Origin of the sequence: Streptomyces sp. NPDC002232 (assembly GCF_042890295.1) — a bacterium.
GTDB lineage: Bacteria > Actinomycetota > Actinomycetes > Streptomycetales > Streptomycetaceae > Streptomyces.
This window is the reverse complement of record NZ_JBIARV010000005.1, coordinates 210,220-231,946: the sequence shown is the minus strand read 5'-3', so window position 1 is coordinate 231,946 and position 21,727 is coordinate 210,220. Positions and strand designations below refer to the sequence as shown.

Below are 21,727 nucleotides of genomic sequence, written 5' to 3'. Positions count from 1 at the left end.
CAGCCGACGGGCCCGGCCGCGGGAGGCCCGGCCCTGCCTCCCGCGGCCGCCGCCCGTTCAGCGCAGGTCGAACCGGTCCAGGTTCATCACCTTGTCCCAGGCGGCGACGAAGTCGCGCGCGAACTTCTCGCCCGCGTCGGCCGACGCGTACACCTCCGCGAGCGCCCGCAGCTGGGAGTGCGACCCGAAGACGAGGTCGACCGGGGTGGCGGTCCGTCGCACCTCGCCCGTCCTCCGGTCGCGGCCCTCGAAGACGTTCTCCTCGGTCGCCGACGCCTTCCACTCCGTGCCCATGTCGAGGAGCCCGGCGAAGAAGTCGTTGGTCAGCGCCTCCGGCCGGTCCGTGAAGACCCCGTGCGACGACCCCCCGAACCCGGTGCCGAGCGCCCGCATCCCGCCGACCAGCACCGTCATCTCGGGCGCGGTCAGCGTCAGCATGCTCGCCCGGTCGAGGAGCAGGGTCTCGGGCGACAGCTTCTCGCCCGCTTGCAGGTAGTTGCGGAAGCCGTCCGCGCGGGGTTCGAGCACCGCGAAGGACTCCACGTCGGTCTGCTCCTGCGAGGCGTCGGTACGCCCCGGCGCGAACGGGACCGTGAGGTCGTACCCGGCGTTCTTCGCGGCCCGCTCCACCGCCGCGCACCCGCCGAGGACGATCAGGTCGGCGAGCGAGATCCGCGTCCCGCCGGCCGACTCCAGGTCCGCGCGGATCCCTTCGAGGGTCTCGACCGTCCGCGCCACCTCGGGAGAGTCGTTGACCTCCCAGTCCTTCTGCGGCGCGAGCCGGATCCGCGCCCCGTTCGCGCCGCCGCGCCGGTCGGTGCCCCGGAAGCTCGCCGCCGACGCCCAGGCGGTGGTGACGAGCTGGGCGAGCGAGAGCCCCGAGTCGAGGATCCGGTCCTTGAGGGCGGCGACCTCCGCCTCCCCGACCAGCGCGTGGCCGGCCTCGGGGACGGGGTCCTGCCAGAGCTGCGGCTCGGGCACCCACGGGCCCAGATAGCGGGAGAGCGGGCCCATGTCGCGGTGCAGCAGCTTGTACCAGGCCCGCGCGAAGGCGTCCGCGAGCTGGTCCGGGTTCTCGTGGAAGCGCTTCGCGATCGGCGCGTAGACCGGGTCGAGCCGCAGCGCCAGGTCCGTCGTGAGCATCATCGGCGCGTGCCGCTTCGACGGATCGTGCGCGTCCGGCACCGTGTCCTTCGCCGACGCGTCCTTGGGGGTCCACTGCCGGGCGCCCGCGGGACTGGTGGTCAGCTCCCACTCGTACCGGAAGAGGTTGTCCAGGTAGCCGTTGTCCCACTTCGTCGGCTCGGTGGTCCAGGCCCCTTCGAGCCCGCTGGTGAGGGCGTCGGAGCCCGCACCGCTGCCGTAGGCGTTCCGCCAGCCGAGCGCCTGCTGCTCCATCGGCGCGGCCTCGGGCTCCGGGCCGATGTACTCGGGGTCGACCGCGCCGTGACACTTGCCGAAGGTGTGGCCGCCGACGATGAGCGCGACGGTCTCCTCGTCGTTCATGGCCATGCGCGCGAACGTCTCCCGGATGTCCCGGGCGGCGGCGACGGGGTCCGGGTTGCCGTTCGGGCCCTCCGGGTTGACGTAGATCAGGCCCATCTGCACGGCGCCGAGCGGGCCGGTGAGCTGTCGGTCGCCGCTGTAGCGCTCGTCACCGAGCCAGGTGTCCTCCGGACCCCAGAAGATCTCCTCGGGCTCCCAGACGTCGGGACGGCCGAAGCCGAAGCCGAAGGTCCTGAACCCCATCGACTCCATCGCGCAGTTGCCCGCGAAGACCAGCAGGTCGGCCCAGGAGATCTTCCGCCCGTACTTCTGCTTGACCGGCCACAGCAGCCGGCGCGCCTTGTCGAGGCTCGCGTTGTCCGGCCAGCTGTTGAGCGGGGCGAAGCGCTGGGCGCCCCGGCCGCCGCCGCCCCGGCCGTCGGCGATGCGGTACGTCCCCGCCGCGTGCCAGCTCATCCGGATGAAGAGGGGCCCGTAGTGGCCGTAGTCGGCGGGCCACCACTCCTGCGAGTCCGTCATGACCGCGAAGACGTCCCGCTTCAGCGCGTCGACGTCGAGGCCGGCGAACTCCTTCGCGTAGTCGAACTCCTCGCCCATCGGATCGGACAGGGGCGAGTGCTGGTGGAGGACCTGGAGGTCCAGCTGGTTCGGCCACCAGTCCATGGTGGTCTTGGGCCGGGTCTCGGTCGGGGTGGGTGCGGGAATCGCCGGGTTCTCGCTGTCGCTGCCGGGCACGTGGGTCCTTCTTCCGCTCATCGGGACGGTTTCGGCGTCCGTCATGCTCGCGCACCGCAGCCCGCGTGACCGTGAGAACACGCAGAGCCACGCCGACCGGCGGAAATGATCGGAAGGAGGGACTTTCGGACGATCCGGCCAGGCCCGGGGCCGGGCGACTTCAGCCGCTGGTGGCGTCCGCCGCGGGGCCGTCCCGGAGGAGGTCGTCCCTGAGGTCGCCGAGGATGCGGGTGAGCAGCCGGGAGACGTGCATCTGGGAGAGGCCGATCCGGGCGCCTATCTCCGCCTGGGTGAGGTCCTGGCCGAAGCGGAGTTCCAGGATGCGCCGGTCGCGGTCGTCGAGCCGGGCCAGCAGGGGGCGGAGGGCGGTCAGCGACTCGATGAGCTCGTACGAGGGCTCCGTCTCGGCCAGGTGGCGGGCGCCCTCGGTGGGTCCGGCGTCCTCGTCGCCGGCGGGGACGTCCAGGGACCGGGCCGCGTAGCCGTGCGCCGCGAGCTGGCCCTCGGCGACCTCCTCCGGCGTGAGGTGCAGCTCCTCGGCCAGCTCGGCGCGGCTGGGGCGGCGGCCGAGGCTCTGTTCCAGGGTGTCGGCTGCCTTGGCGAGGTCGAGACGGAGCTCCTGGAGCCGGCGCGGCACGCGCACGGCCCAGCTGGTGTCCCGGAAGAAGCGCTTCATCTCGCCGACGATCGTCGGCAGGGCGAAGGCGGAGAAGTCGACGGCCCGGCCGGGGTCGAAGCGGTTGATCGCCTTGATCAGGCCGATCGTCCCGGCCTGGACGATGTCCTCCGCGGGCTCGGCGCGGTTGCGGAACCTCCGGGCCGCGAACTTCACCAGGCTGAGGTTCAGCTCCACCAGCGTGTTCCGGACGTACGCGTACTCCGGGGTCCCCTCGTCCAGCTCACGCAGCCGCACGAACAGCGCCACGGACAGTGAGCGGGCGTCGTCCGTGGAGACGGCCCTCGGGCGGATCGGCTCGGGCAGCCCGTCCAGCGCCCGGCGGCGCGTCGCGGCACCGCAGCGGGCGGCGGCGGTGGGTGAGAAGTCCGAGCGGTCTCCGGCGGTGGTCATCAGGGCTCCTTCGACGGTGGCGAGGGGCCTGCGCCGTCGCCCGCGGGGCGGCGGCGGGGGTCCGTCGGTCGAGCGTCCTGAGTAAAGGATGCCCTTCTTCGGGTGTTTTGACACGATTGGCAGGAGAGAAGCGCAGAGGCACGACGCGCTCGCGTCGTCCCGCGGTGATCGGGAGGAGGTGTCCGCCATGGACGAGACCCGGCTCACGGCACACGAGCGGCGCATTCTGGCGGAGATCGAGGAGGCTCTGGAGCGGGACGCCTCGCTCGCGCGCAGGCTGCGCACGAAGCGTCGCCCCTCGCGCCTGTCCGTGCCCACGGTCACCGGAGCCCGCCGCCACCTCCCCGGCCTCTGCGTCGCCGCCCTCGGCGTCGCGACCCTCACGCTGCTCGTGCTCGCGGTCGCCACCGAGGCACCGGCGCTCATCTGGGCCTTCGCCGCCGTGTGGGTGCTGACCCTGCTAGCCGTGCTGGTCCTGGTCGTCCGCCGGATACGGAGGCGGGGGACGGGCGCGCCCCCGGAGGGCTAGCCACCGGCCTCCCCCCCCAGCAGTACGTGACACGGCCCCGGACGGACCTCCGGGGCCGTGTCACGTGCTGCGGGGTGCGGCACGTCCGGATGCGGCACGTCCTGGGTGCTCGCCGAGGGGCCGACCGCAGGGCGGGCCTCCCGCCTTGGCGCGTCCTGAGGCGCGCCGGGACGACCACCGGCCGGGGCGCTCGGGCGCCCCCACGCGTGACCTGACGCACCGTCCGGACGCCCCACGGCCGTCGCGTACCACCTCAAGGGCACGGTGGGGCACGTCACACCCCGGGAGCGGCGCCCCCGCACGGCCGGCCGATCTCCTTGCGCGCAAGGCGACTTCGCCCCGGACCCCGCCCGGACCCGGATCCGGGCGGGGTCCGGGACGGCAGTTGATCAGGATTCGGTGAAACCTCGCAGCTCCTCGTACCGTCCTCTCACCAGGGAGAGATCGGAACCAACGGGGAGTGGGGATTTCCATGGGGCAGGGCAAGTACACCGCGCACATAGCCGTGGTGGCGTCGGCGGTGGGGCTGAGTCTGGCGGTGTGGGGAGCCGCGGCGCTGCTGGACGGTGAGGCCGCCGCGAACATGGGCGACGCGCCCACCTCGCAGGGCCCGGCCGGGAAGCCTGGCGAGCCGGCCAAGGTGCCGCCGCGGAAGGTGCCCGAGAGCATCGCGCACGCGGCCGAGGCGGGGGGCACGGCCGTGAACATCACCATCGACGACGGCCCGGACCCGCGCTGGACGCCCGAGATGCTCGACATCCTCAAGGAGAACGGCGTCAAGGCCGTGTTCTGCATGATCGGGCCCCAGGCCGAGCAGCACCCCGCCCTCGTCAAGCGGGTCGTCGCGGAGGGCCACCGGCTCTGCGACCACACCATGACCCACGACACCACGATGGACAAGAAGTCCGTCGCGTACCAGAAGCGGCAGATCCTCGACGCGAAGCGGCTCATCGAGAACGCGGCCGGGGGAGCGAAGGTCGAGTACTACCGGGCCCCGGGCGGTGCCTTCACCCCCGACAGCCGCAAGATAGCCGCCGCCGTGGGGATGCGGCCGCTCGGCTGGAACGTGGACACCAAGGACTTCGAGCAGCCCGGCACCGCCGCCATCGTGCAGACCGTCAAGAACGAGCTGTCCAACGGGCCCACGATCCTCTTCCACGACGGCGGCGGCGACCGCAGCCAGTCCGTCGCCGCCCTGCGCCAGGTGCTGCCCTGGCTCAAGCAGAACGGGCACACCTTCAGCTTCCCCGTCATCACCACGCCCTGAGACCGCGTACGTCCGCCCCGCGGCCCGAAATCCGCGTGCACCGGGCCGCGCGGGGCTGACAGCATGCCGGAATGGTCCACGCTCTCGAACGTCTGGTCGTCCGGCACACCCATCGCCTGCCCCTCCCGGAGGCCACCGCCTCCGGTGACGGGCGGGGCCACGGGGACGTCGCGGCGCGGAGGTTCGACGCCGCCCTAATGTCGGTCGGGTTCAAGCTCTCGGCCGGCCTGCTCGAAGAGCTGGCCCGGCTGCCCGAGGAGACGGTCGTCGCCGTCGCCGCCCGCACCCTCGACACCGTCCGCGAGCTCGTCGGCGACCACGTCCGGCACAACGCCTACTTCGTCGACTTCCCGGCCCACGTCCCCGACACCTTCGACTTCTGGATGCGCTGCGTCGCCGAGGCCCTCGACGACGACACCGCCCGCCCCGGGGTGCTCGAACGGCTGCGCGCCGGCGTCCTCGACCTCCTGACCCTCCCCTCGTACGGCACGTACCGCCACACCTACGAGGAGATGCTCGCCGGGCACGACGAACTGATCGCCGCGGCGGGCGACCGCATCACGGTCCTGCACGTCGGCGGCGCCGCCGACGAGGAGATCACCGCCCTCTACCTGTCGCTGGCCGGGAGCACCACCCCGCTCGGTGACGACCACCGCGACGACCTCGCGCTGCTCGCCGCCCACCTGGTCGACGGGCCCCAGCCGGAGACGATCCCCGTCCGGGAGCACCGCGCCGTCGTCAACCGCGCCCGTCTCGACGCCGGAGCGGGTCTCCTCCTGGACACGGTCACCGACGTCCTGCGCCTGGCCTGCGCCCTGTCGGACGGGGACGTCGGACTGTACGAGCCGACCCGCTTCCGCGCGCTGTCGCGCCCCGTGCGCCGCGCCCTGCTCGCCGGTCTCGACGCCGTCGTCGCCGGGGCACCCGCGAAGCTCGGCGACGTCGCCGCCCACCGGGAGGCGTGGAAGCGCCTCGGAGAGCGGCTGCACCCGCACGAGTACCCGCGGTGGCCGCATGCCGCCGAGGTCTTCGCCGTCGCCCGCGGGGAGCGGAAGGCCCCCAGCTTCGACGGCCGCGTCGAGGAACTCCTCGGCGGCGGCGACGTCGTCGGCGCGGCCGCACTCCTCACCTCCGCCCCCGGCCGGCTGCTCCGGGCCCTCGACCGGCTGCTGTGCGCGGCGGACGGGCCGGGGGAACTCGACGCCGTACTGGCCGCGTTCGAGAGGGCCGTCCCCCAGGCCTCCGGGTGCGTCCTCCTCTCGCTCCGCGAGCACGTGCAGAACCGCACGGGCGCGGAGGGGGACCGGCGGGTGTTCGTGAACCGGGTCGGAGCCGCCTGGGTCACCCCGGAGACCCGCCCGCCGCTGCCGCCCGAGGTGCGGCAGCGGCTGTGCGCCGTGCTCGACGCGGAGACGCGGCGCCGGCTTCCCGCACCGGAGCGCCTGCTCGTCGACCCCGCCGTCCTGGACGTGGCGCTGCCGCTCAGCGGCCGGGCGACGGCGGCGGGGCTCGGCGTGCTGCCGCGCGGTTCCGTCTCCCCGGTCGAGGGAGAGCTGCTGCGCTTCTTCACGTACTGGAAGCAGACCGCACGGTGCACCGACTACGACCTGTCGGCGCTGGTCCTCGACGACGGCCTCGCGACGGTCACCTGGCTCTCGTACACGGCCCTCACCGACGTCGAGGGCGTGCACTCCGGCGACATCACCGAGGCGCCCGACGGCGCCACGGAGTTCATCGAACTGCGGCTCGGCGCGGTCCGGGGCCGCTATGTCGTCCCGCAGGTGAACCTCTTCTCCGGCGAGGACTTCGAGACGGTCGAGGAGTCGTTCTTCGGCTTCATGCTGCGCGAGACCGAGCAGCGGGGACGGCCGTTCGAGCCGCGCACGGTCCGGATGAAGTCCGATCTGCGGGGGCCCGGCCGGGTCGCGCTGCCGCTGGTGTTCGAGCGGGGGGAGGACGGCGTGTGGCGCGCGCGGTGGCTGCACCTGTACCTGCGGGGCACCCCGTCCGCGAACCGGGTCGAGGAGAACCGCGTGTCGGTCGCGGTCCTGCTCCGGGGCCTGCTGGCCCGCACCCCGCTGACGGTCCGCCACCTGACGGGTCTGATGGCCTCCGAGGCCACCACGACGACCTGGTGGGACGGCTCGACGGTGCCGGACGGGCCCGTCACGTACATCGGTCTGGACCGGCCCGAGGGCCTGCCGCCGGGCTCGCGCGTCCTCACGCCCGAAAATCTGCGCGACCTGATCCCCGCCTGACTGCTACGGTCGTCGCAGGGCGAGGCCATGGAGAGGCTTCCTTCTCACACCTCCTTGAAATAGCCTCTCCGCTTTCCTCGCCCGCCCTCTTGGCGCCGGGACCCCCGTTCGGACGGTGAGTGCGGGGGCGGGCCGTGTCCCCCGGCAGCCCGGTCCGTTGTGAGGGTGTGACCTCTACACGACGCATCTCCTCGATCCTCGCCGTGGCCGCCGCCTTCTCGTGCCTGGGCGCGTCCGCGGCCTCCGCCGCGACCGCCGCCGACACCACGGGACCGCTCGGCCCGAAGGTGAACCCCGTCAGCGAGCTCGACGCCCTCACCACGACCGGCATCCCCGAGGAGTCCCGAGGGCGCTTCCCCGGGATCGCCGAGCAGCTGGGCGGGCTCAGCCGGGTGAACGAGCTGGGGCAGCTGCGCCAGCTGACGGACCTGGCGGCGCCCGTCACCGGCATCCTCCCGGAGATCTCCACCTGACCGGTCCGCACACCCACGTCACGAAGGTCCGGCGCCCCGGCGGCCCCGGACCTTCGCCGTGCCCGGGGCCGCCGGGGCCAGGGACTCCACCGGGCCCGTGCCCGGGGCCGTCCATGCCGGGGACTGCCCGTGCCTCGGGCCGCCCGTGTCCACGAGTGGGCGCGTTCAGGAGACGGCGGTGGCGGCCTCCCGTACCGGGTGCTTGCTGAGGATCGAGACCCGGTTGAAGGCGTTGATCGTGATCGCCACCCAGACGACCGCCGAGATCTCGTCGTCGGTGAGCGACCCGCGCGCGACCGCGTACGCGCGCTCCTGCGCGAGCGCGTCCGAGGGCGCCGTGGTGGCCTCCGCGAGGCCCAGGGCCGCGCGCTCCCGCGCGGTGAAGAGCGCGGTGTCCCGCCAGGCGGCGAGGACGCCCAGGCGGCGGTGCGTCTCACCGGCGCGCAGGGCGGCCCGGGTGTGCACGTCGAGGCAGTACGCACAGCCGTTGATCTGGGACACGCGGAGGTTGACGAGCTCCACCAGGAGGCGGTCCAGGCCCGCGTCGGCCGCCGTGGCGCGCACCGCCTCGGCCGTCTGCACCAGCGCGTGATAGGCCTGGGGGCTCTGCTTGTCGACGTAGACCCGCCGGTCCTCCGTGGTTACCGCCGTGTCGTTCACCCTGTGCTCCTTCCCGAGGCCTCACGGCCTCGCCGGCCGACGGTGCGCCTCACCGCCGTGGGAGCTATCATCGTCCATGATTGTTGAAAATGGAACTAATTCCATGGAGGGGTCGGGGATGAGCACCACGGAGATCGAGGTCCTGACGGCACGGGACGTCCCCCTGGGCGGGCCGCGCGCCATGACCGTACGGCGCACGCTCCCGCAGCGGGCCCGCACCCTGATCGGGGCCTGGTGCTTCGCCGACCACTACGGCCCCGACGACGTCGCCGAGTCCGGCGGCATGGACGTCGCACCCCACCCGCACATCGGACTGCAGACCGTGAGCTGGCTCTTCAGCGGCGAGATCGAGCACCGCGACAGCCTGGGCAGCCACGCCCACGTGCGCCCCGGCGAGCTGAACCTCATGACCGGAGGCCACGGGATCAGCCACACCGAGGTCTCCACCGCCCGCACCACCGTCCTGCACGGCGTCCAGCTGTGGGTGGCCCTCCCCGAGGAACACCGGAACACCGCGCGGGACTTCCAGCACCACGCCCCCGGGACGGTCCGCGTCGACGGCGCCGACGTCCGGGTGTTCCTCGGGTCGCTGGCCGGTTCGACCTCCCCGGTCCGCACCTTCACCCCGCTCCTCGGCGCCGAACTCCTCATCGACGCGGGAGCGACCGTCACCCTCCCCGTGGACCCCGCCTTCGAGCACGGTCTGCTCGTCGACGAGGGGGAGGTCATCCTGGCGGGCGTGCCCCTGCGCCCGGCCGAACTCGGCTACGCCCCCGCCGGAGCCGCGACGCTGACCGTCACCAACACGTCCGGCGCCCCCGCCCGCGCGGTCCTGCTCGGCGGGACGCCGTTCGAGGAGGAGATCGTGATGTGGTGGAACTTCATCGGCCGCAGCCACGAGGACATCGTCGAGGCCCGCGCGGCGTGGGAGCGGGCATCCGACCGGTTCGGCGAGGTCGACGGCTACCCGGGCGCCCGCCTCCCGGCCCCCGCCCTCCCGCACGCCCGCATCGCTCCGCGCGGGAACCCCGCGCGCCGCTGACGGCCGGTGCGGTCCGTACCCCGAACACCCCTCACGCGAAAGGCACTCCCCATGACCGAGCAGACCCCCGCCGCCCCCGTCGTCCGGCGAGTGGACCCCCGGCACCGCTACGAGATCCTCGTCGACGGCGCCCGCGCGGGCCTCACCGCCTACCGCGACCGTGACGACCGGCGCGTCTTCTTCCACACCGAGGTCGACGAGGCCTACGCGGGCCAGGGCCTGGCCGGGATCCTCGTCGAGCAGGCGCTCACCGACGTCCGCTCCGCCGGCCTGCGCATCGTCCCCGTCTGCCCCTACGTCGCGAAGTTCCTCAAGAAGCACGAGGAGTTCGCCGACATCACCGACCCCGTGACCCCCGAGGTCCTCGAATGGCTCGACGGGCAGCTGCGCCGCTGACCCGCCCGACGGTGCCGTTCGGCCCCCGGTGAGCGGGGCCGAACGGGACATCGGAGAGGCGGAGTTCGCGCACGTCGTGGGCCGACTTCGATCGGTTGGCCGGAACCATACTGATCAAGCGGATAAACATGGTTTCGAGCAAGATCACTGCATGGAGGTAATGCCCTCGGACTCTTCGGGCGAGGCGGGCTCGGCGGCCGTTAGTGTTCCCCGAGATCTGGACGGACCTCCGGATCTTCGCCCCTCTTCATCTTCTCTCACCTGATTCCGGCGCACTCGTGCGCCGGGCTCCGGTGCCCGCGAAGGAGAGCTCGCCCGATGACCGTTGACGACCGCCCGGACGTGACGTCGGCACCGCCCCGGCAGTCCAGCCTCAGCACCGCCGCCGCCCGCAACCTGGCCCACACGACCAAGTCCGCCCCCCAGATGCAGGAGATCAGCTCCCGCTGGCTGCTGAGAATGCTCCCCTGGGTGGAGACCAAGGGCGGCGCCTACCGGGTGAACCGCCGGCTGAGCTACACCGTCGGCGACGGGCGCATCGAATTCGTCCAGGACGGGTCCCGCGTCCGCGTCATCCCCCGCGAGCTCGGCGAACTGGCCCTGCTGCGCGGCTTCGAGGACGACGGCGTACTCGAAGCGCTCGCCGGCCGCTGCGTCCAGCGCGACTTCCAGGCCGGTGAGGTGCTCGCCCGGCGTGGCGGCCCCGCCGACCGGATCCACATGATCGCCCACGGCCGCGTCAGCCAGACCTCCCTCGGGAAGTACGGCGACGAGGTGGCCGTCGCCGTGCTCGCCGACGGCGACCGCTTCGGGGAGAACGCCCTCCTCGACGACGACGCCGGCTGGGACTACACCGCCACCGCCGAGACGGCGGGCACCCTGCTCACCCTCTCCCGCGCCGACTTCGCGAACATCCTGGCCTCCGCGCCCAGCCTGCGGTCCCACATCCAGGGCTTCAGCTCGCTGCCCCTCCAGCGGCAGAACAAGCACGGCGAGGCCGAGATCGCGATGTCGGCCGGCCACAAGGGCGAGGCCGCCCTCCCCGGCGCCTTCGTCGACTACGAGCTCAAGCCGCGCGAGTACGAACTCTCCGTCGCCCAGACCGTCCTCAAGGTCCACACCCGGGTCGCCGACCTCTACAACGGGCCGATGAACCAGACGGAGGAGCAGCTCAGGCTCACCATCGAGGCGCTGCGCGAGCGCCAGGAGCACGAGCTCATCAACAACCCGGAGTTCGGGCTGCTCCCCAACGCCGACTTCAAGCAGCGGATCCAGCCGCACGCCGGCCCGCCCACCCCGGACGACCTCGACGAGCTGCTCTGCCGCCGCCGCGGCACCAAGCTCTTCCTCGCCCACCCGAGGACCATCGCGGCGATCGGGCGCGAGTGGAACAGGGCCGGTCTCTACCCGGACACGGTGGAACTCGACGGGCACCGCGTCCCGGCCTGGCGCGGGGTCCCGATCCTGCCCTGCAACAAGATCCCCATCAGCAAGGAGAACACCAGCTCGATCCTCGCCATGCGCCTCGGCGAGGACAACCAGGGCGTCATCGGTCTGCGTCAGAGCGGTCTGCCCGAGGAGTACGAGCCGGGCCTCTCGGTGCGGTTCATGGGCATCAGCGAGCAGGCGATCATGTCGTACCTCGTGACGACGTACTACTCCGCCGCCGTCCTGGTCCCGAACGCGCTCGGCGTCCTGGAGAACGTGCAGATCGCGCGCCGGCGCGACTAGGGCGGGCCGTCGCACTCCCGTCTGCCCGCGACGCCTGCTGGCACGGGCTCTCGCCGCACCGGGCGAAAGCCGAGCACGTCCCGTACGCGTGCTTCCACCCGGCGCAGCCGAGAGCACGCACCAGACGCCGCGAGGCCGCCCTCCGGGCGACGACGGGAGTGCGACGACCCGCCCCAGCCCCCTCACGACGCCCGCCACCTCCACCCGGACCCTCCGGGCCGGCCCGGCATGCCCGGAGTCCGGGACGGCCCACCCCCCCTCTCTCCAAGGAGTCACGGATGCCCGATCCCGGGCTTTCCCCTCTGCAATCCAGCCTGCCCGGCGCCGCGGCCTCGTTCACCGCCCGCGTCCTCGCCGACCTGGCGTCCCACGGCATCGCGGTGCCCCAGGGCGTCGCCTCGCCCGAGGGCCTCACCGAAGCGGGCAGCGCACCCGCCGCACCTCACCCGGAACCCCCGGCCGAGGTCCCGGCCGCCAGGCTGCCCGCCGGACCGCCGACCGGTCTCCCGGCGGGTCCTGCCTCCCGGACCTCCGCCGCACCGCCCGCCGGTGTCCGGTCCGGTCCCGCCGCAGAGGCGGGCCCCCTCGGCCTCCCCACCGGGGTACCCGTCCGCGTCCCCGCCGGGCCGCTCACCGGCCTCCGGGTGGCCCTTCCCGCCGACACCCCCGCCGCGCCCGCGCCGACCGCGCCCGAATCCGGCCGGCTCCCGCGGGGGCCCCGGGGGCTCGGGACGGCGGGGCTGTCCCTGGCGCCCCGTACGGAAGCACCCGGGCTCCCGGCGGAGCCGGCCGCTCCGGCGGACGCCCTGATCATCCCGGGTCTCTACTGGCATCCGGTCCCGGAGCCCGACCCGGTGCGGGTGGCGGAGGTCAGCCGCCGCATCAAGTCCTGGGCGCTCGACGAGATCCAGCTCTACCCCGACGACTGGGAGGGGGACTTCGACGGGTTCCACGTCGGGCGCTACATGGTGGCCTGCCACCCGGACGCCCCGACCCTCGACCACCTCATGGTCGCCACCCGGCTGATGGTCGCCGAGAACGCCGTCGACGACTGCTACTGCGAGGACCTCGGCGGCTCACCCGTCGGTCTGGGCGGACGGCTCCTCCTGGCGCACACCGCCCTGGACCCGCTGCACTCGACGGCCGAGTACCAGCCCGCGTGGGCCGAGTCGCTCCACGCGGACGCGCCGCGCCGCGCCTACCGCTCGGCCATGGAGTACTTCGTCCGTCAGGCGACGCCCTCGCAGGCCGACCGCTACCGGCACGACATGGCCCGGCTGCACCTGGGCTACCTCGCCGAGGCCGCGTGGGACCAGACGGATTACGTGCCGGAGGTGTGGGAGTACCTCGCGATGCGGCAGTTCAACAACTTCCGTCCCTGTCCCACCATCACCGACACCGTCGGCGGCTACGAACTCCCCGCCGACCTGCACGCCCAGCCCGCCATGCAGCGGGTGCTGGCCCTGGCGGGCAACGCCAGCACCATCGTCAACGACCTCTACTCGTACACCAAGGAACTCGCCAGCCCCGGCCGCCACATGAACCTGCCGGTGGTGCTCGCCGACCGGGAGTCCCTCTCGGAGAAGGACGCCTACCTGAAGGCGGTCGAGGTCCACAACGACCTCATGCGCGACTTCGAGACCGCGTCCGCCGAACTGGCCGCCGCCTGCCCCGTCCCGAGCGTGCTCCGCTTCCTCAGGGGAGTGGCCGTGTGGGTCGACGGCAACCACTACTGGCACCAGACCAATACGTACCGCTACAGCCTGCCCGATTTCTGGTAAGAACGGATTCGATCTGTGACCAACACCGAGCTCCCCACCGTCAACGGCACCACCGCGTTCGTCCCCGGCCCGGCGACGCCGTACCAGGGGGACATCGCCCGCTACTGGAACGCCGAGGCCAGGCCCGTGAACCTGCGCCTGGGTGACGTCGACGGGCTGTACCACCACCACTACGGCATCGGTGCCGTGGACCACGCCGCCCTCGGCGACCGCGAGGACAGCGAGTACGAGAAGAAGCTCATCGCCGAGCTGCACCGGCTGGAGTCGGCGCAGGCCGAGGTCCTCCTGGACCACCTCGGTGCCATCGGCAGCGAGGACACCCTCGTCGACGCGGGCTGTGGCCGCGGCGGTTCGAGCGTCATGGCCCACCAGCGCTTCGGCTGCAAGGTCGAGGGCGTCACCCTCTCCTCCACCCAGGCCGAGTTCGGCAACCGGCGGGCCAGGGAGCTGGGCATCGGCGACCACGTCCACGCCCAGGTGTGCAACATGCTCGACACGCCCTTCGAGAAGGGCAGCGTCGCCGGGTCCTGGAACAACGAGTCGAGCATGTACGTCGACCTCGACGACCTCTTCGCCGAGCACGCCCGGTTCCTGAAGGTCGGCGGCCGGTACGTGACGATCACCGGCTGCTGGAACCCGAAGTACGGTCAGCCCTCGAAGTGGGTCTCCCAGATCAACGCGCACTTCGAGTGCAACATCCACTCCCGCCGTGAGTACCTGCGGGCGATGGCCGACAACCGGCTCGTCCCGCAGGCCGTCATCGACCTGACGCCGGACACCCTGCCCTACTGGGAGCTGCGGGCCACGTCCTCGCTGGTCACCGGCATCGAGGAGGCGTTCATCGAGTCGTACAGGGACGGCTCCTTCCAGTACGTCCTGATCGCGGCCGACCGCGTCTGACGCACCGGGCACCCCAGGGGGACGGGCCCGTCGCGCGACGGGCCCGTCCCTCGTGTCACGCGGCCGAGACCTTCGGGGCCTCCGGGACCGCGGCGGCCGGCGCGGCCACCCGCTCGGTGCGGGGTGCCTGGCCGTGCCGGAGGCCGAACCGGGCGATAACCGCGACCAGGGCGAAGGCGGCCGCCCCGATCCAGAAGGTGAGGGTGAAGCCGGACTCGGCGGGCAGGGCGGGCACGCCCGCCGGCAGGTGCTCGATGGTCTGCGAGGCCAGGATCGTGGTGACGACGGCGCTGCCGATCGCGCTGCCGGTGGAGCGCGAGATGGAGTTGATGCCGTTCGCGATGCCGCTCTGGTGGTGCGGGACGCTCGCCATGATGACGGCGGGCATGGCCGCGTACCCGAAGCTGACGGCCGCGCCGACGATCACGCCCGCACCGATCACCGACAGGGTGTGGCCGTGGTCGAGGGCGAGCCAGCCGAAGCCGACGGCGCCGAGGACGGCGGCCAGGGTGAGCGCCGTGCGGGGGCCGCGGTGGCGGACCAGCCGGCCGCCGATCGGCGAGGCGAGCAGCGAGACGATCGCGCCGGGCAGCAGGAACTCGACGGAGGCGCGCAGGATCGAGGCGCCGAAGCCGTAGCCGGTGAGGGCCTCGGGCATCTGGACGAGGTACGAGACGCCGAGGAAGTTCGCGAACATGCCGAAGCCGACGAGGATGCCGGCCAGGTTGGCCATGAGCACCGGACGGTGCACGAACATCCGCATGTCGACGAGGGGCTCGCGGACCTTGAGCTCGGTGAGCACCCAGACGGCGGTCATGACGGCTGCGGCGGCGAAGCTGCCCAGGGTGCGGCCGGAGGTCCAGCCCCACTCGTGGCCCTGGGAGATCGGCAGCAGGAGCAGCAGCAGGGTCGCGCCGAGGGTGAGCGCGCCGAGGAAGTCGGTGCGGCCGCCGGTCTTGTGGCGGGTCGCCGGGACCAGGAGGACGACGGCGAGCAGGGCGATCGCGGCGAAGCCCGTGGCCATCCAGAAGGCGCTGCGGTAGTCGGCGTCGGCGCCCGAGGTGAGCAGGCCGGTGGCGACGAGCGCGAGGCCGCTGCCGAAGGCGAGGGTGCCGCTGACGAGGGACATCGCGCCGGGCAGCTTCTGCGGGCGGACCTCCTCGCGCAGGACGGACAGCGCCAGCGGGAAGATCGCGGTCGCGGCGCCCTGGAGGACGCGGCCGAGGATCAGCAGGGGGAGCGAGGTCGCCAGGGCGGCGACGACGGAGCCCGCGACCATGACGCCGAGGACGGCGACCAGGGTGGGCTTCTTGCCGTGCTGGTCGCCGAAGCGGCCGAGCAGCGGGGTGAAGACGGCGGCGGAGAGCAGGGTGGCTGTGGTGACCCAGCTGACGTTCGCGGCCGAGGTACCGAGGTCGGCGCGGATGAGGCCGAGGATCGGGACCGGCAGGGTCTGCATCATCGACACGACCATGGCGGCGAGGCTCAGCGCGAAGACGACGAGCGTCTCGCGCCGGGGATCGGCGGCGGGCGGGGTGGTCTCGTGACTCATGTGTGGGGGCCTTCTCGGAGCTTCAGATCGTCGATGTTTGAGGTCATCAAGTAATGCGACGACGGTAGGCCCCGATGCTTGAGGGGGTCAAGTAAATGCTTGAGGTCGTTAAGTAAACAATTGATAATGTCAAGGATCCTGCGTAGGCTCGTACCATGAGCGCGACGACCCGTGAGACGCCCACCAAGCTCCAGCTCCTGGAGCTCCTCGCCGCCATCGGCACGGCCCAGTGGCGCGACTTCGCCGCGGCCGCCGCCCGCCACGGGCTCACGTCCACGCAGGCCAAGGTCCTCGCCCAGCTCGACGGCCCGCTCCCGATGCGCGCCCTCGCCACCCTGCTGGTCTGCGACGCGTCGAACGTCACCGGGATCATCGACCGCCTGGAGGCCCGCGACCTGGTGCGCCGCGAGCCCGACGCCTCGGACCGGCGGGTCAAGAACGTGGTGGCGACCGACGAGGGCCGGGAGGTCATCCGGCGGGTCCGCGAGGAGATGCAGGCGACCCACGGCGCCCTGGACACGCTCGGCGCGGAGGACAGCGCCACCCTGTACGCCCTGCTGGCGCGCCTGCGCCCGGGCATGGAGAACAACGCCTGAACCCCGGGGCCGATCCGGGCCAGGGCCGGGGCCCGGAGCTCAGCCAAGGGCCCGGAGCTCAGGCAGGGGCCCGGAGCTCAGCCAGGGGCCCGGAGCTCAGGCAGGGGCGGGCGCTTCGGCCCGGCCCGTCGAGCGGGCCGGGCCCGGGATCAGTCCCGGCGCTCCCCGAACGTCCTCAGGATCTCCTCGGCGGCCAGCGTCGCCGTCAGCTCGCCGTCCCTGACCCGCCGCTCCAGGGCGGGCGTGACGTCCTGGACCGCCGGATCGGCGCTCAGCCGCCGCAGCAGCTCCTCGCGGACCATCGTCCACGTCCAGTCGACCTGCTGGTCCTGGCGCTTGGCCGTCAGACGGCCGGTCGAGTCGAGCAGCGCGCGGTGCTGCCGCAGCCGCTCCCAGACCTCGTCGAGCCCCGCCGACTCCCGCGCGCTGCAACTGAGGACCGGCGGCGTCCAGACCGCGTCGGCGCCGTGCATGAGCCGCAGGGCTCCCGCCAGCTCGCGCGCCGCGGCGCGGGCGTCGCGCTCGTGCGGGCCGTCCGCCTTGTTGACGGCGACGACGTCGGCCAGCTCCAGGACGCCCTTCTTGATGCCCTGGAGCTGATCGCCCGTACGGGCCAGGGTGAGCAGCAGGAAGGAGTCCACCATGTTCGCGACGGCGGTCTCGGACTGGCCGACGCCCACCGTCTCCACGAGCACCACGTCGTACCCCGCGGCCTCCATCACCACCATCGACTCACGGGTCGCCTTCGCGACGCCGCCGAGCGTGCCGGCGCTGGGGGAGGGGCGCACGAAGGCCGCCGGGTCGACGGCGAGCCGCTCCATCCGGGTCTTGTCGCCGAGGATGGAGCCGCCCGTCCGGGTCGAGGACGGGTCGACGGCGAGCACCGCGACCCGGTGTCCGAGCCCAGTCAGCATCGTCCCGAACGCGTCGATGAAGGTCGACTTGCCGACCCCGGGCACCCCGCTGATCCCGATCCGCACGGCCTTGCCGCTGTGCGGCAGGAGCTCGGTGAGGAGCTCCTGCGCGAGGACCCGGTGCTGGGGGCGTGTCGACTCGACGAGGGTGATCGCCCGCGCGATCACCGCCCGCTTCCCGTCGAGCACGCCCTTCACGTACGTGTCGAGACCGATCACAGGTCGTGCCCGAGGCCGCCCGCGAGCCGGGTCACCAGGTCGTGGGCCGCGTCGGGGATCACCGTCCCCGGCGGGAAGACGGCCGCCGCGCCCATCTCCAGGAGCGTCGGCACGTCCTGCGGGGGGATGACGCCGCCGACGACGACCATGATGTCCCCGCGGCCCTCCGCCGCCAGCTCGTCCCGCAGCGCCGGAACGAGGGTCAGGTGCCCCGCGGCCAGCGACGAGACCCCGACGATGTGCACGTCGGCCTCGACGGCCTGCCGCGCCACCTCGGCCGGGGTCTGGAACAGCGGGCCGACGTCCACGTCGAAGCCCAGGTCGGCGAAGGCCGTGGCGATCACCTTCTGGCCCCGGTCGTGGCCGTCCTGGCCCATCTTGGCGACCAGGATGCGCGGCCGGCGCCCCTCGGCCTCGCCGAAGGCGTCGACCAGGGCCCGGGTGCGCTCCACGGACGGGGACTCGCCGGCTTCGTTGCGGTACACACCGGAGATCGTACGGATCTGGCCGGCGTGCCGCCCGTAGACCTGCTCCAGGGCGTCGGAGATCTCGCCGACGGTGGCCTTCGCGCGGGCCGCGCGCACGGCGAGCTCCAGGAGGTTGCCCTCGCCGCCGGCGGCGCGGGTGAGGGCGTCGAGCGCGTCCCGGCAGGCCGTCTCGTCGCGCTCCTCGCGCAGCTTGCGGAGCTTGGCGATCTGCTGGGCGCGGACCGAGGAGTTGTCGACCTTGAGGACGTCGATCTGCTCGTCGGACGCGACCCGGTACTTGTTGACGCCGATCACCGGCTGCCGTCCGGAGTCGATCCGGGCCTGCGTGCGGGCCGCGGCCTCCTCCACGCGCAGCTTGGGGATGCCGGCGTCGATGGCCTGCGCCATGCCGCCGGCCTGCTCGACCTCCTGGATGTGCTGCCAGGCGCGGCGGGCCAGGTCGTAGGTGAGCTTCTCGACGTACGCGCTGCCGCCCCAGGGGTCGATCGTCCGGCAGGTGCCGGACTCCTGCTGGAGGAGCAGCTGCGTGTTGCGGGCGATGCGGGCGGAGAAGTCGGTGGGCAGCGCGAGCGCCTCGTCGAGGGCGTTGGTGTGCAGCGACTGGGTGTGGCCCTGGGTCGCGGCCATCGCCTCCACACAGGTCCGGGTGACGTTGTTGAAGACGTCCTGCGCCGTCAGCGACCAGCCGGAGGTCTGCGAATGGGTCCGCAGGGACAGCGACTTGGTGTTCTGCGGGTCGAACTGCTTCACCAGCTTCGCCCAGAGCAGCCGGGCGGCGCGCAGCTTGGCGATCTCCATGAAGAAGTTCATGCCGATCGCCCAGAAGAACGACAGGCGCGGCGCGAACGCGTCCACGTCGAGGCCGGCCGCCCGGCCCGCGCGGATGTACTCCACGCCGTCCGCGAGCGTGTAGGCCAGCTCCAGATCGGCCGTCGCCCCGGCCTCCTGGATGTGGTAGCCGGAGATGGAGATGGAGTTGTAGCGCGGCATCCGCTGCGAGGTGTACGCGAAGATGTCGGAGATGATCCGCATCGACGGCCCGGGCGGGTAGATGTACGTGTTGCGGACCATGAACTCCTTGAGGATGTCGTTCTGGATGGTCCCGGCCAGCTTCTCGGGCGGTACGCCCTGCTCCTCGGCGGCCACGATGTACAGCGCGAGGACCGGCAGCACGGCGCCGTTCATCGTCATCGACACGGTCATCTTGTCCAGCGGGATGCCGTCGAACAGCTGCCGCATGTCGTAGATCGAGTCGATGGCCACGCCGGCCATGCCGACGTCACCGGTGACGCGCGGGTGGTCGCTGTCGTAGCCGCGGTGGGTCGGCAGGTCGAAGGCGACCGACAGGCCCTTCTGCCCGGCGGCGAGGTTGCGCCGGTAGAAGGCGTTGGACTCCTCGGCCGTGGAGAAGCCCGCGTACTGACGGATCGTCCAGGGCTGGTTGACGTACATCGTCGGGTACGGGCCGCGCAGGTACGGCGCCATGCCCGGACGGGTGTCCAGGAAGTCCAGTCCCTCCAGGTCCTGACCCGTGTAGAGCGGCTTGACGGCGATGCCCTCCGGGGTCTCCCAGAGCAGGTCGTCGCCCCCCGCCGCCTTCTTGACGGCCGCGCGCCACTCGTCGGGCCCGCCGCCGGCGGCCTGTGCCCCGAGCTCGATCCCGGTGAAGTCGGGGATGGACATCAGGACACTCCCATGCGGTCGAGGGTCGTGGAGAGCAGGGCGACGGCGTCGCAGCCGGCGAACACGTACGTGTCGACACCGGCGTACGCCGCGGGGCGTCCGGCGAGGAGGACGTGCTCGGCGCCCGCCGCGCGCAGCTCCCCGGCGGTGGCCTCGGCCCGCTCCTCGTAGAGCGCGTCGCTGGAGCAGAGACAGGCCTCGCGGGCACCGCTCTCCTCGAACGTGCCCTCGGTGACGGCCTCGATGCCGCCGGCCTGGAAGAGGTTCGCGGCGAAGGTGAGACGGGCCGAGTGCGCGGCCGCCGGGCCGAGCGCGGCCAGGTAGACGCGGGGCCGGGCACCGGTCGCCGCGAGGTGGGCGTCGGAGCGGGCGCGCAGCTCCTCGTACGCCTCGTCGCGCCGGACGCGGGGCAGGCCGCCGGACGGCGCTTCGGGCGCGGGCGCCCGGTCGACGGGCTTCTCCGCGAGGTGCGGGAACTCGCTGACTCCGGTGACGGGTTCGCGCCGGGTGGCGAGCCGCTTGCTGCGCGCGGCCCAGGTCTCGGCGAGCCGCTCGCCGACGAGGCCCGAGCGCAGCGCGGCCTCCTGGCCGCCCGCCCGCTCGACGGTCTGGAAGAACTCCCAGGCGGCGTGGGCGAGTTCGTCGGTGAGGCGCTCCACGTACCAGGAGCCGCCCGCCGGGTCGATCACCCGGGCGAGGTGGGACTCCTCGATGAGGACGGTGGAGGTGTTGCGCGCGATCCGGCGGGCGAAGGCGTCCGGCAGGCCGAGGGCGTCGTCGAAGGGCAGCACGGTGACGCTGTCGGCGCCGCCCACGCCGGCGGCGAGGGTCGCGATGGTGGTGCGCAGCATGTTCACCCAGGGGTCGCGGCGCGTCATCATCACGGGCGAGGTCACCGCGTGCTGGCGCTGAGCGCCGGCCTCCGGGGCGCCGCAGGCCTCGGCGACGCGGGCCCAGAGGCGGCGCGCGGCGCGGAGCTTGGCGATCGTCAGGAACTGGTCGGCGGTGGCCGCGTAGCGGAACTCCAGCTGTCCGCAGGCCTCGGTGACGCTCAGTCCGGCCTCGGTCAGGCCGCGCAGGTAGGCGACGCCGGTCGCGAGGGAGCAGCCGAGCTCCTGCGCGGCCGAGCCGCCGGCCTCGTGGTACGGCAGCGCGTCCACGGTGAGGGCGCGGAGCCCGGGGAGGGTGTCGGCGCAGCGGCGCGCGAGCCCGGCGACGGAGGCGAGGTCGTGGTCCGCCCGGCCGGTGCGGGCCTCGTGGCCCAGCGGGTCTGCGCCCAGGTTGCCCCGGGCTGCCTCCGGGGCGACGCCGCGCTCCTCGTACAGCCGGAGCAGCCGCTCGGCCGCCGCCGGGGTCTCGGCGCCGGCGTCGAGCACGACGGGCGCGAGGTCGAGGTAGACGCCCTCCAGGACGCCGTCGAGCGCGGACACCGGGATGCCGGCGTCGCCGACGCCGAGCCACAGGGAGGTGACGCCGTTCTCCAGGTCGGCGAGGACGGCCTCGCCGTCCGCCGTCGCATGGCGCTGGCGCACGTCCCAGCCGCCGCCCGTGCTGCCCTCGGCCCGTCCGCCGCGCACGAAGGGGGCGAAGCCGGGGAGTCCGGGGTCGGGCGCGGCGTCGCGCGCGGTGTAGAGCGGGCGGGTGTCGAGGCCGTCCTCCAGGAGGGTGGACAAGGCGTCCTCGGCGGCGGCGCCGGAGACCTCCTTGCCCGACTTGCGCAGGACACCCGCCACGAGGTGTTGCCACTGCTCATGTGGCGCGTCTGGGAATTCGGACGCCAGGGAGAGCCCGTCGTCAGGCAGGACCGTCATGGCTCGGATGCTAGGGGAGATCGACAAAGGAGCAGGAGAGCGTACGACTGTGACCTTCTTCTCTTCGCCCTGATGAGTTAGGTTAGGCTTGCCTAAGTCATCGGCCGGGGTGTTCCC

The 21,727-nt window shown here is 72.9% G+C and carries 17 protein-coding genes; 10 read left to right on the top strand and 7 right to left on the bottom strand.

The genetic code is table 11. From position 1 onward, the window contains the following. Window positions 1–57 precede the first annotated feature (57 nt). Complete coding sequence (katG, locus tag ACFYXU_RS24175; protein WP_389460539.1) at window positions 58–2,262, bottom strand: catalase/peroxidase HPI; 2,205 nt, start codon at window positions 2,260–2,262, stop codon at window positions 58–60. Window positions 2,263–2,401: 139 nt separating this feature from the next. Next, entirely contained in the window at window positions 2,402–3,310 is a 909-nt protein-coding gene (locus ACFYXU_RS24170; protein WP_389459885.1) for a SigB/SigF/SigG family RNA polymerase sigma factor, read from the bottom strand. Window positions 3,311–3,497: 187 nt separating this feature from the next. Between ACFYXU_RS24170 and ACFYXU_RS24165 the strand changes: the two genes are divergently transcribed. The 4 genes from ACFYXU_RS24165 to ACFYXU_RS24150 all read left to right on the top strand — a co-directional run bounded on the left by ACFYXU_RS24165 (window position 3,498) and on the right by ACFYXU_RS24150 (window position 7,837). Continuing rightward, window positions 3,498–3,839, top strand: a complete 342-nt coding sequence (locus tag ACFYXU_RS24165) for a DUF3040 domain-containing protein (RefSeq protein WP_389459883.1) — start codon at window positions 3,498–3,500, stop codon at window positions 3,837–3,839. A 472-nt stretch (window positions 3,840–4,311) separates the two neighbouring features. Further along, window positions 4,312–5,106 (top strand): polysaccharide deacetylase family protein, encoded by a 795-nt coding sequence (locus ACFYXU_RS24160; protein ID WP_389459881.1) that lies wholly within the window; start codon window positions 4,312–4,314, stop codon window positions 5,104–5,106. Window positions 5,107–5,177: 71 nt separating this feature from the next. Beyond that, complete coding sequence (locus ACFYXU_RS24155) at window positions 5,178–7,364, top strand: hypothetical protein (protein ID WP_389459879.1); 2,187 nt, start codon at window positions 5,178–5,180, stop codon at window positions 7,362–7,364. 167 nt (window positions 7,365–7,531) lie between these two features. Further along, window positions 7,532–7,837, top strand: a complete 306-nt coding sequence (locus ACFYXU_RS24150; RefSeq protein WP_376511699.1) for a hypothetical protein — start codon at window positions 7,532–7,534, stop codon at window positions 7,835–7,837. Window positions 7,838–8,002: 165 nt separating this feature from the next. Here the strand turns inward: ACFYXU_RS24150 and ACFYXU_RS24145 are convergent, their stop codons facing one another. After that, window positions 8,003–8,497 (bottom strand): carboxymuconolactone decarboxylase family protein, encoded by a 495-nt coding sequence (locus ACFYXU_RS24145; RefSeq protein WP_376511697.1) that lies wholly within the window; start codon window positions 8,495–8,497, stop codon window positions 8,003–8,005. A 118-nt stretch (window positions 8,498–8,615) separates the two neighbouring features. On the opposite strand from ACFYXU_RS24145, the gene ACFYXU_RS24140 reads away from it, so the two are divergent. From ACFYXU_RS24140 to ACFYXU_RS24120, 5 genes are all read left to right on the top strand, one after another. Further along, window positions 8,616–9,539, top strand: coding sequence for a pirin family protein (locus ACFYXU_RS24140; protein ID WP_389459877.1), 924 nt, complete (start codon window positions 8,616–8,618; stop codon window positions 9,537–9,539). Between the two features lie 51 nt (window positions 9,540–9,590). After that, window positions 9,591–9,935 carry a GNAT family N-acetyltransferase gene (locus ACFYXU_RS24135; protein ID WP_376511689.1) on the top strand — a complete coding sequence of 115 codons (345 nt, stop codon included), beginning with the start codon at window positions 9,591–9,593 and terminating at the stop codon, window positions 9,933–9,935. 318 nt (window positions 9,936–10,253) lie between these two features. Beyond that, on the top strand, window positions 10,254–11,666 hold the full coding sequence (locus tag ACFYXU_RS24130; protein WP_389459875.1) for a family 2B encapsulin nanocompartment shell protein: 1,413 nt from the start codon (window positions 10,254–10,256) through the stop codon (window positions 11,664–11,666). 278 nt (window positions 11,667–11,944) lie between these two features. Continuing rightward, window positions 11,945–13,447 carry a family 2 encapsulin nanocompartment cargo protein terpene cyclase gene (locus ACFYXU_RS24125; RefSeq protein ID WP_389459872.1) on the top strand — a complete coding sequence of 501 codons (1,503 nt, stop codon included), beginning with the start codon at window positions 11,945–11,947 and terminating at the stop codon, window positions 13,445–13,447. Between the two features lie 15 nt (window positions 13,448–13,462). Beyond that, window positions 13,463–14,347: a geranyl diphosphate 2-C-methyltransferase gene (locus ACFYXU_RS24120; RefSeq protein ID WP_361406536.1), complete on the top strand. Its 885-nt coding sequence runs from the start codon at window positions 13,463–13,465 to the stop codon at window positions 14,345–14,347. 55 nt (window positions 14,348–14,402) lie between these two features. On the opposite strand, the gene ACFYXU_RS24115 is transcribed toward ACFYXU_RS24120, so the two are convergent. Then, window positions 14,403–15,899: an MFS transporter gene (locus ACFYXU_RS24115; RefSeq protein ID WP_389459870.1), complete on the bottom strand. Its 1,497-nt coding sequence runs from the start codon at window positions 15,897–15,899 to the stop codon at window positions 14,403–14,405. Between the two features lie 155 nt (window positions 15,900–16,054). Between ACFYXU_RS24115 and ACFYXU_RS24110 the strand changes: the two genes are divergently transcribed. Further along, a complete protein-coding gene (locus ACFYXU_RS24110; RefSeq protein WP_389459868.1) occupies window positions 16,055–16,495 on the top strand; it encodes a MarR family winged helix-turn-helix transcriptional regulator in 441 nt (146 codons plus the stop codon). Between the two features lie 149 nt (window positions 16,496–16,644). Here ACFYXU_RS24110 and meaB read toward each other — a convergent pair whose 3' ends face one another. Genes meaB through ACFYXU_RS24095 form a run of 3 tightly spaced genes read right to left on the bottom strand, consistent with a single transcriptional unit; the run spans window position 16,645 to window position 21,610 of the window. After that, window positions 16,645–17,628: a methylmalonyl Co-A mutase-associated GTPase MeaB gene (gene meaB / locus ACFYXU_RS24105; RefSeq protein WP_389459866.1), complete on the bottom strand. Its 984-nt coding sequence runs from the start codon at window positions 17,626–17,628 to the stop codon at window positions 16,645–16,647. Then, entirely contained in the window at window positions 17,625–19,799 is a 2,175-nt protein-coding gene (gene scpA, locus ACFYXU_RS24100) for a methylmalonyl-CoA mutase (protein ID WP_389459864.1), read from the bottom strand. Before scpA ends, meaB begins: the two co-directional genes overlap by 4 nt. After that, a complete protein-coding gene (locus ACFYXU_RS24095; RefSeq protein ID WP_376511677.1) occupies window positions 19,799–21,610 on the bottom strand; it encodes a methylmalonyl-CoA mutase family protein in 1,812 nt (603 codons plus the stop codon). Before ACFYXU_RS24095 ends, scpA begins: the two co-directional genes overlap by 1 nt. Between the last annotated feature and the right edge of the window lie 117 nt (window positions 21,611–21,727).

Excerpts from the sequence above, each read along its gene's own strand:
- ACFYXU_RS24095 (WP_376511677.1), bottom strand. The coding sequence starts at position 21,610 with ATGACGGTCCTGCCTGACGACGGGCTCTCCCTGGCGTCCGAATTCCCA.
- ACFYXU_RS24155 (WP_389459879.1), top strand. The coding sequence starts at position 5,178 with ATGGTCCACGCTCTCGAACGTCTGGTCGTCCGGCACACCCATCGCCTG.
- ACFYXU_RS24125 (WP_389459872.1), top strand. The coding sequence starts at position 11,945 with ATGCCCGATCCCGGGCTTTCCCCTCTGCAATCCAGCCTGCCCGGCGCC.
- ACFYXU_RS24140 (WP_389459877.1), top strand. The coding sequence starts at position 8,616 with ATGAGCACCACGGAGATCGAGGTCCTGACGGCACGGGACGTCCCCCTG.
- katG (WP_389460539.1), bottom strand. The coding sequence starts at position 2,262 with ATGAGCGGAAGAAGGACCCACGTGCCCGGCAGCGACAGCGAGAACCCG.
- ACFYXU_RS24165 (WP_389459883.1), top strand. The coding sequence starts at position 3,498 with ATGGACGAGACCCGGCTCACGGCACACGAGCGGCGCATTCTGGCGGAG.
- ACFYXU_RS24170 (WP_389459885.1), bottom strand. The coding sequence starts at position 3,310 with ATGACCACCGCCGGAGACCGCTCGGACTTCTCACCCACCGCCGCCGCC.
- scpA (WP_389459864.1), bottom strand. The coding sequence starts at position 19,799 with ATGTCCATCCCCGACTTCACCGGGATCGAGCTCGGGGCACAGGCCGCC.
- ACFYXU_RS24160 (WP_389459881.1), top strand. The coding sequence starts at position 4,312 with ATGGGGCAGGGCAAGTACACCGCGCACATAGCCGTGGTGGCGTCGGCG.
- ACFYXU_RS24115 (WP_389459870.1), bottom strand. The coding sequence starts at position 15,899 with ATGAGTCACGAGACCACCCCGCCCGCCGCCGATCCCCGGCGCGAGACG.
- ACFYXU_RS24130 (WP_389459875.1), top strand. The coding sequence starts at position 10,254 with ATGACCGTTGACGACCGCCCGGACGTGACGTCGGCACCGCCCCGGCAG.
- ACFYXU_RS24110 (WP_389459868.1), top strand. The coding sequence starts at position 16,055 with ATGAGCGCGACGACCCGTGAGACGCCCACCAAGCTCCAGCTCCTGGAG.
- ACFYXU_RS24135 (WP_376511689.1), top strand. The coding sequence starts at position 9,591 with ATGACCGAGCAGACCCCCGCCGCCCCCGTCGTCCGGCGAGTGGACCCC.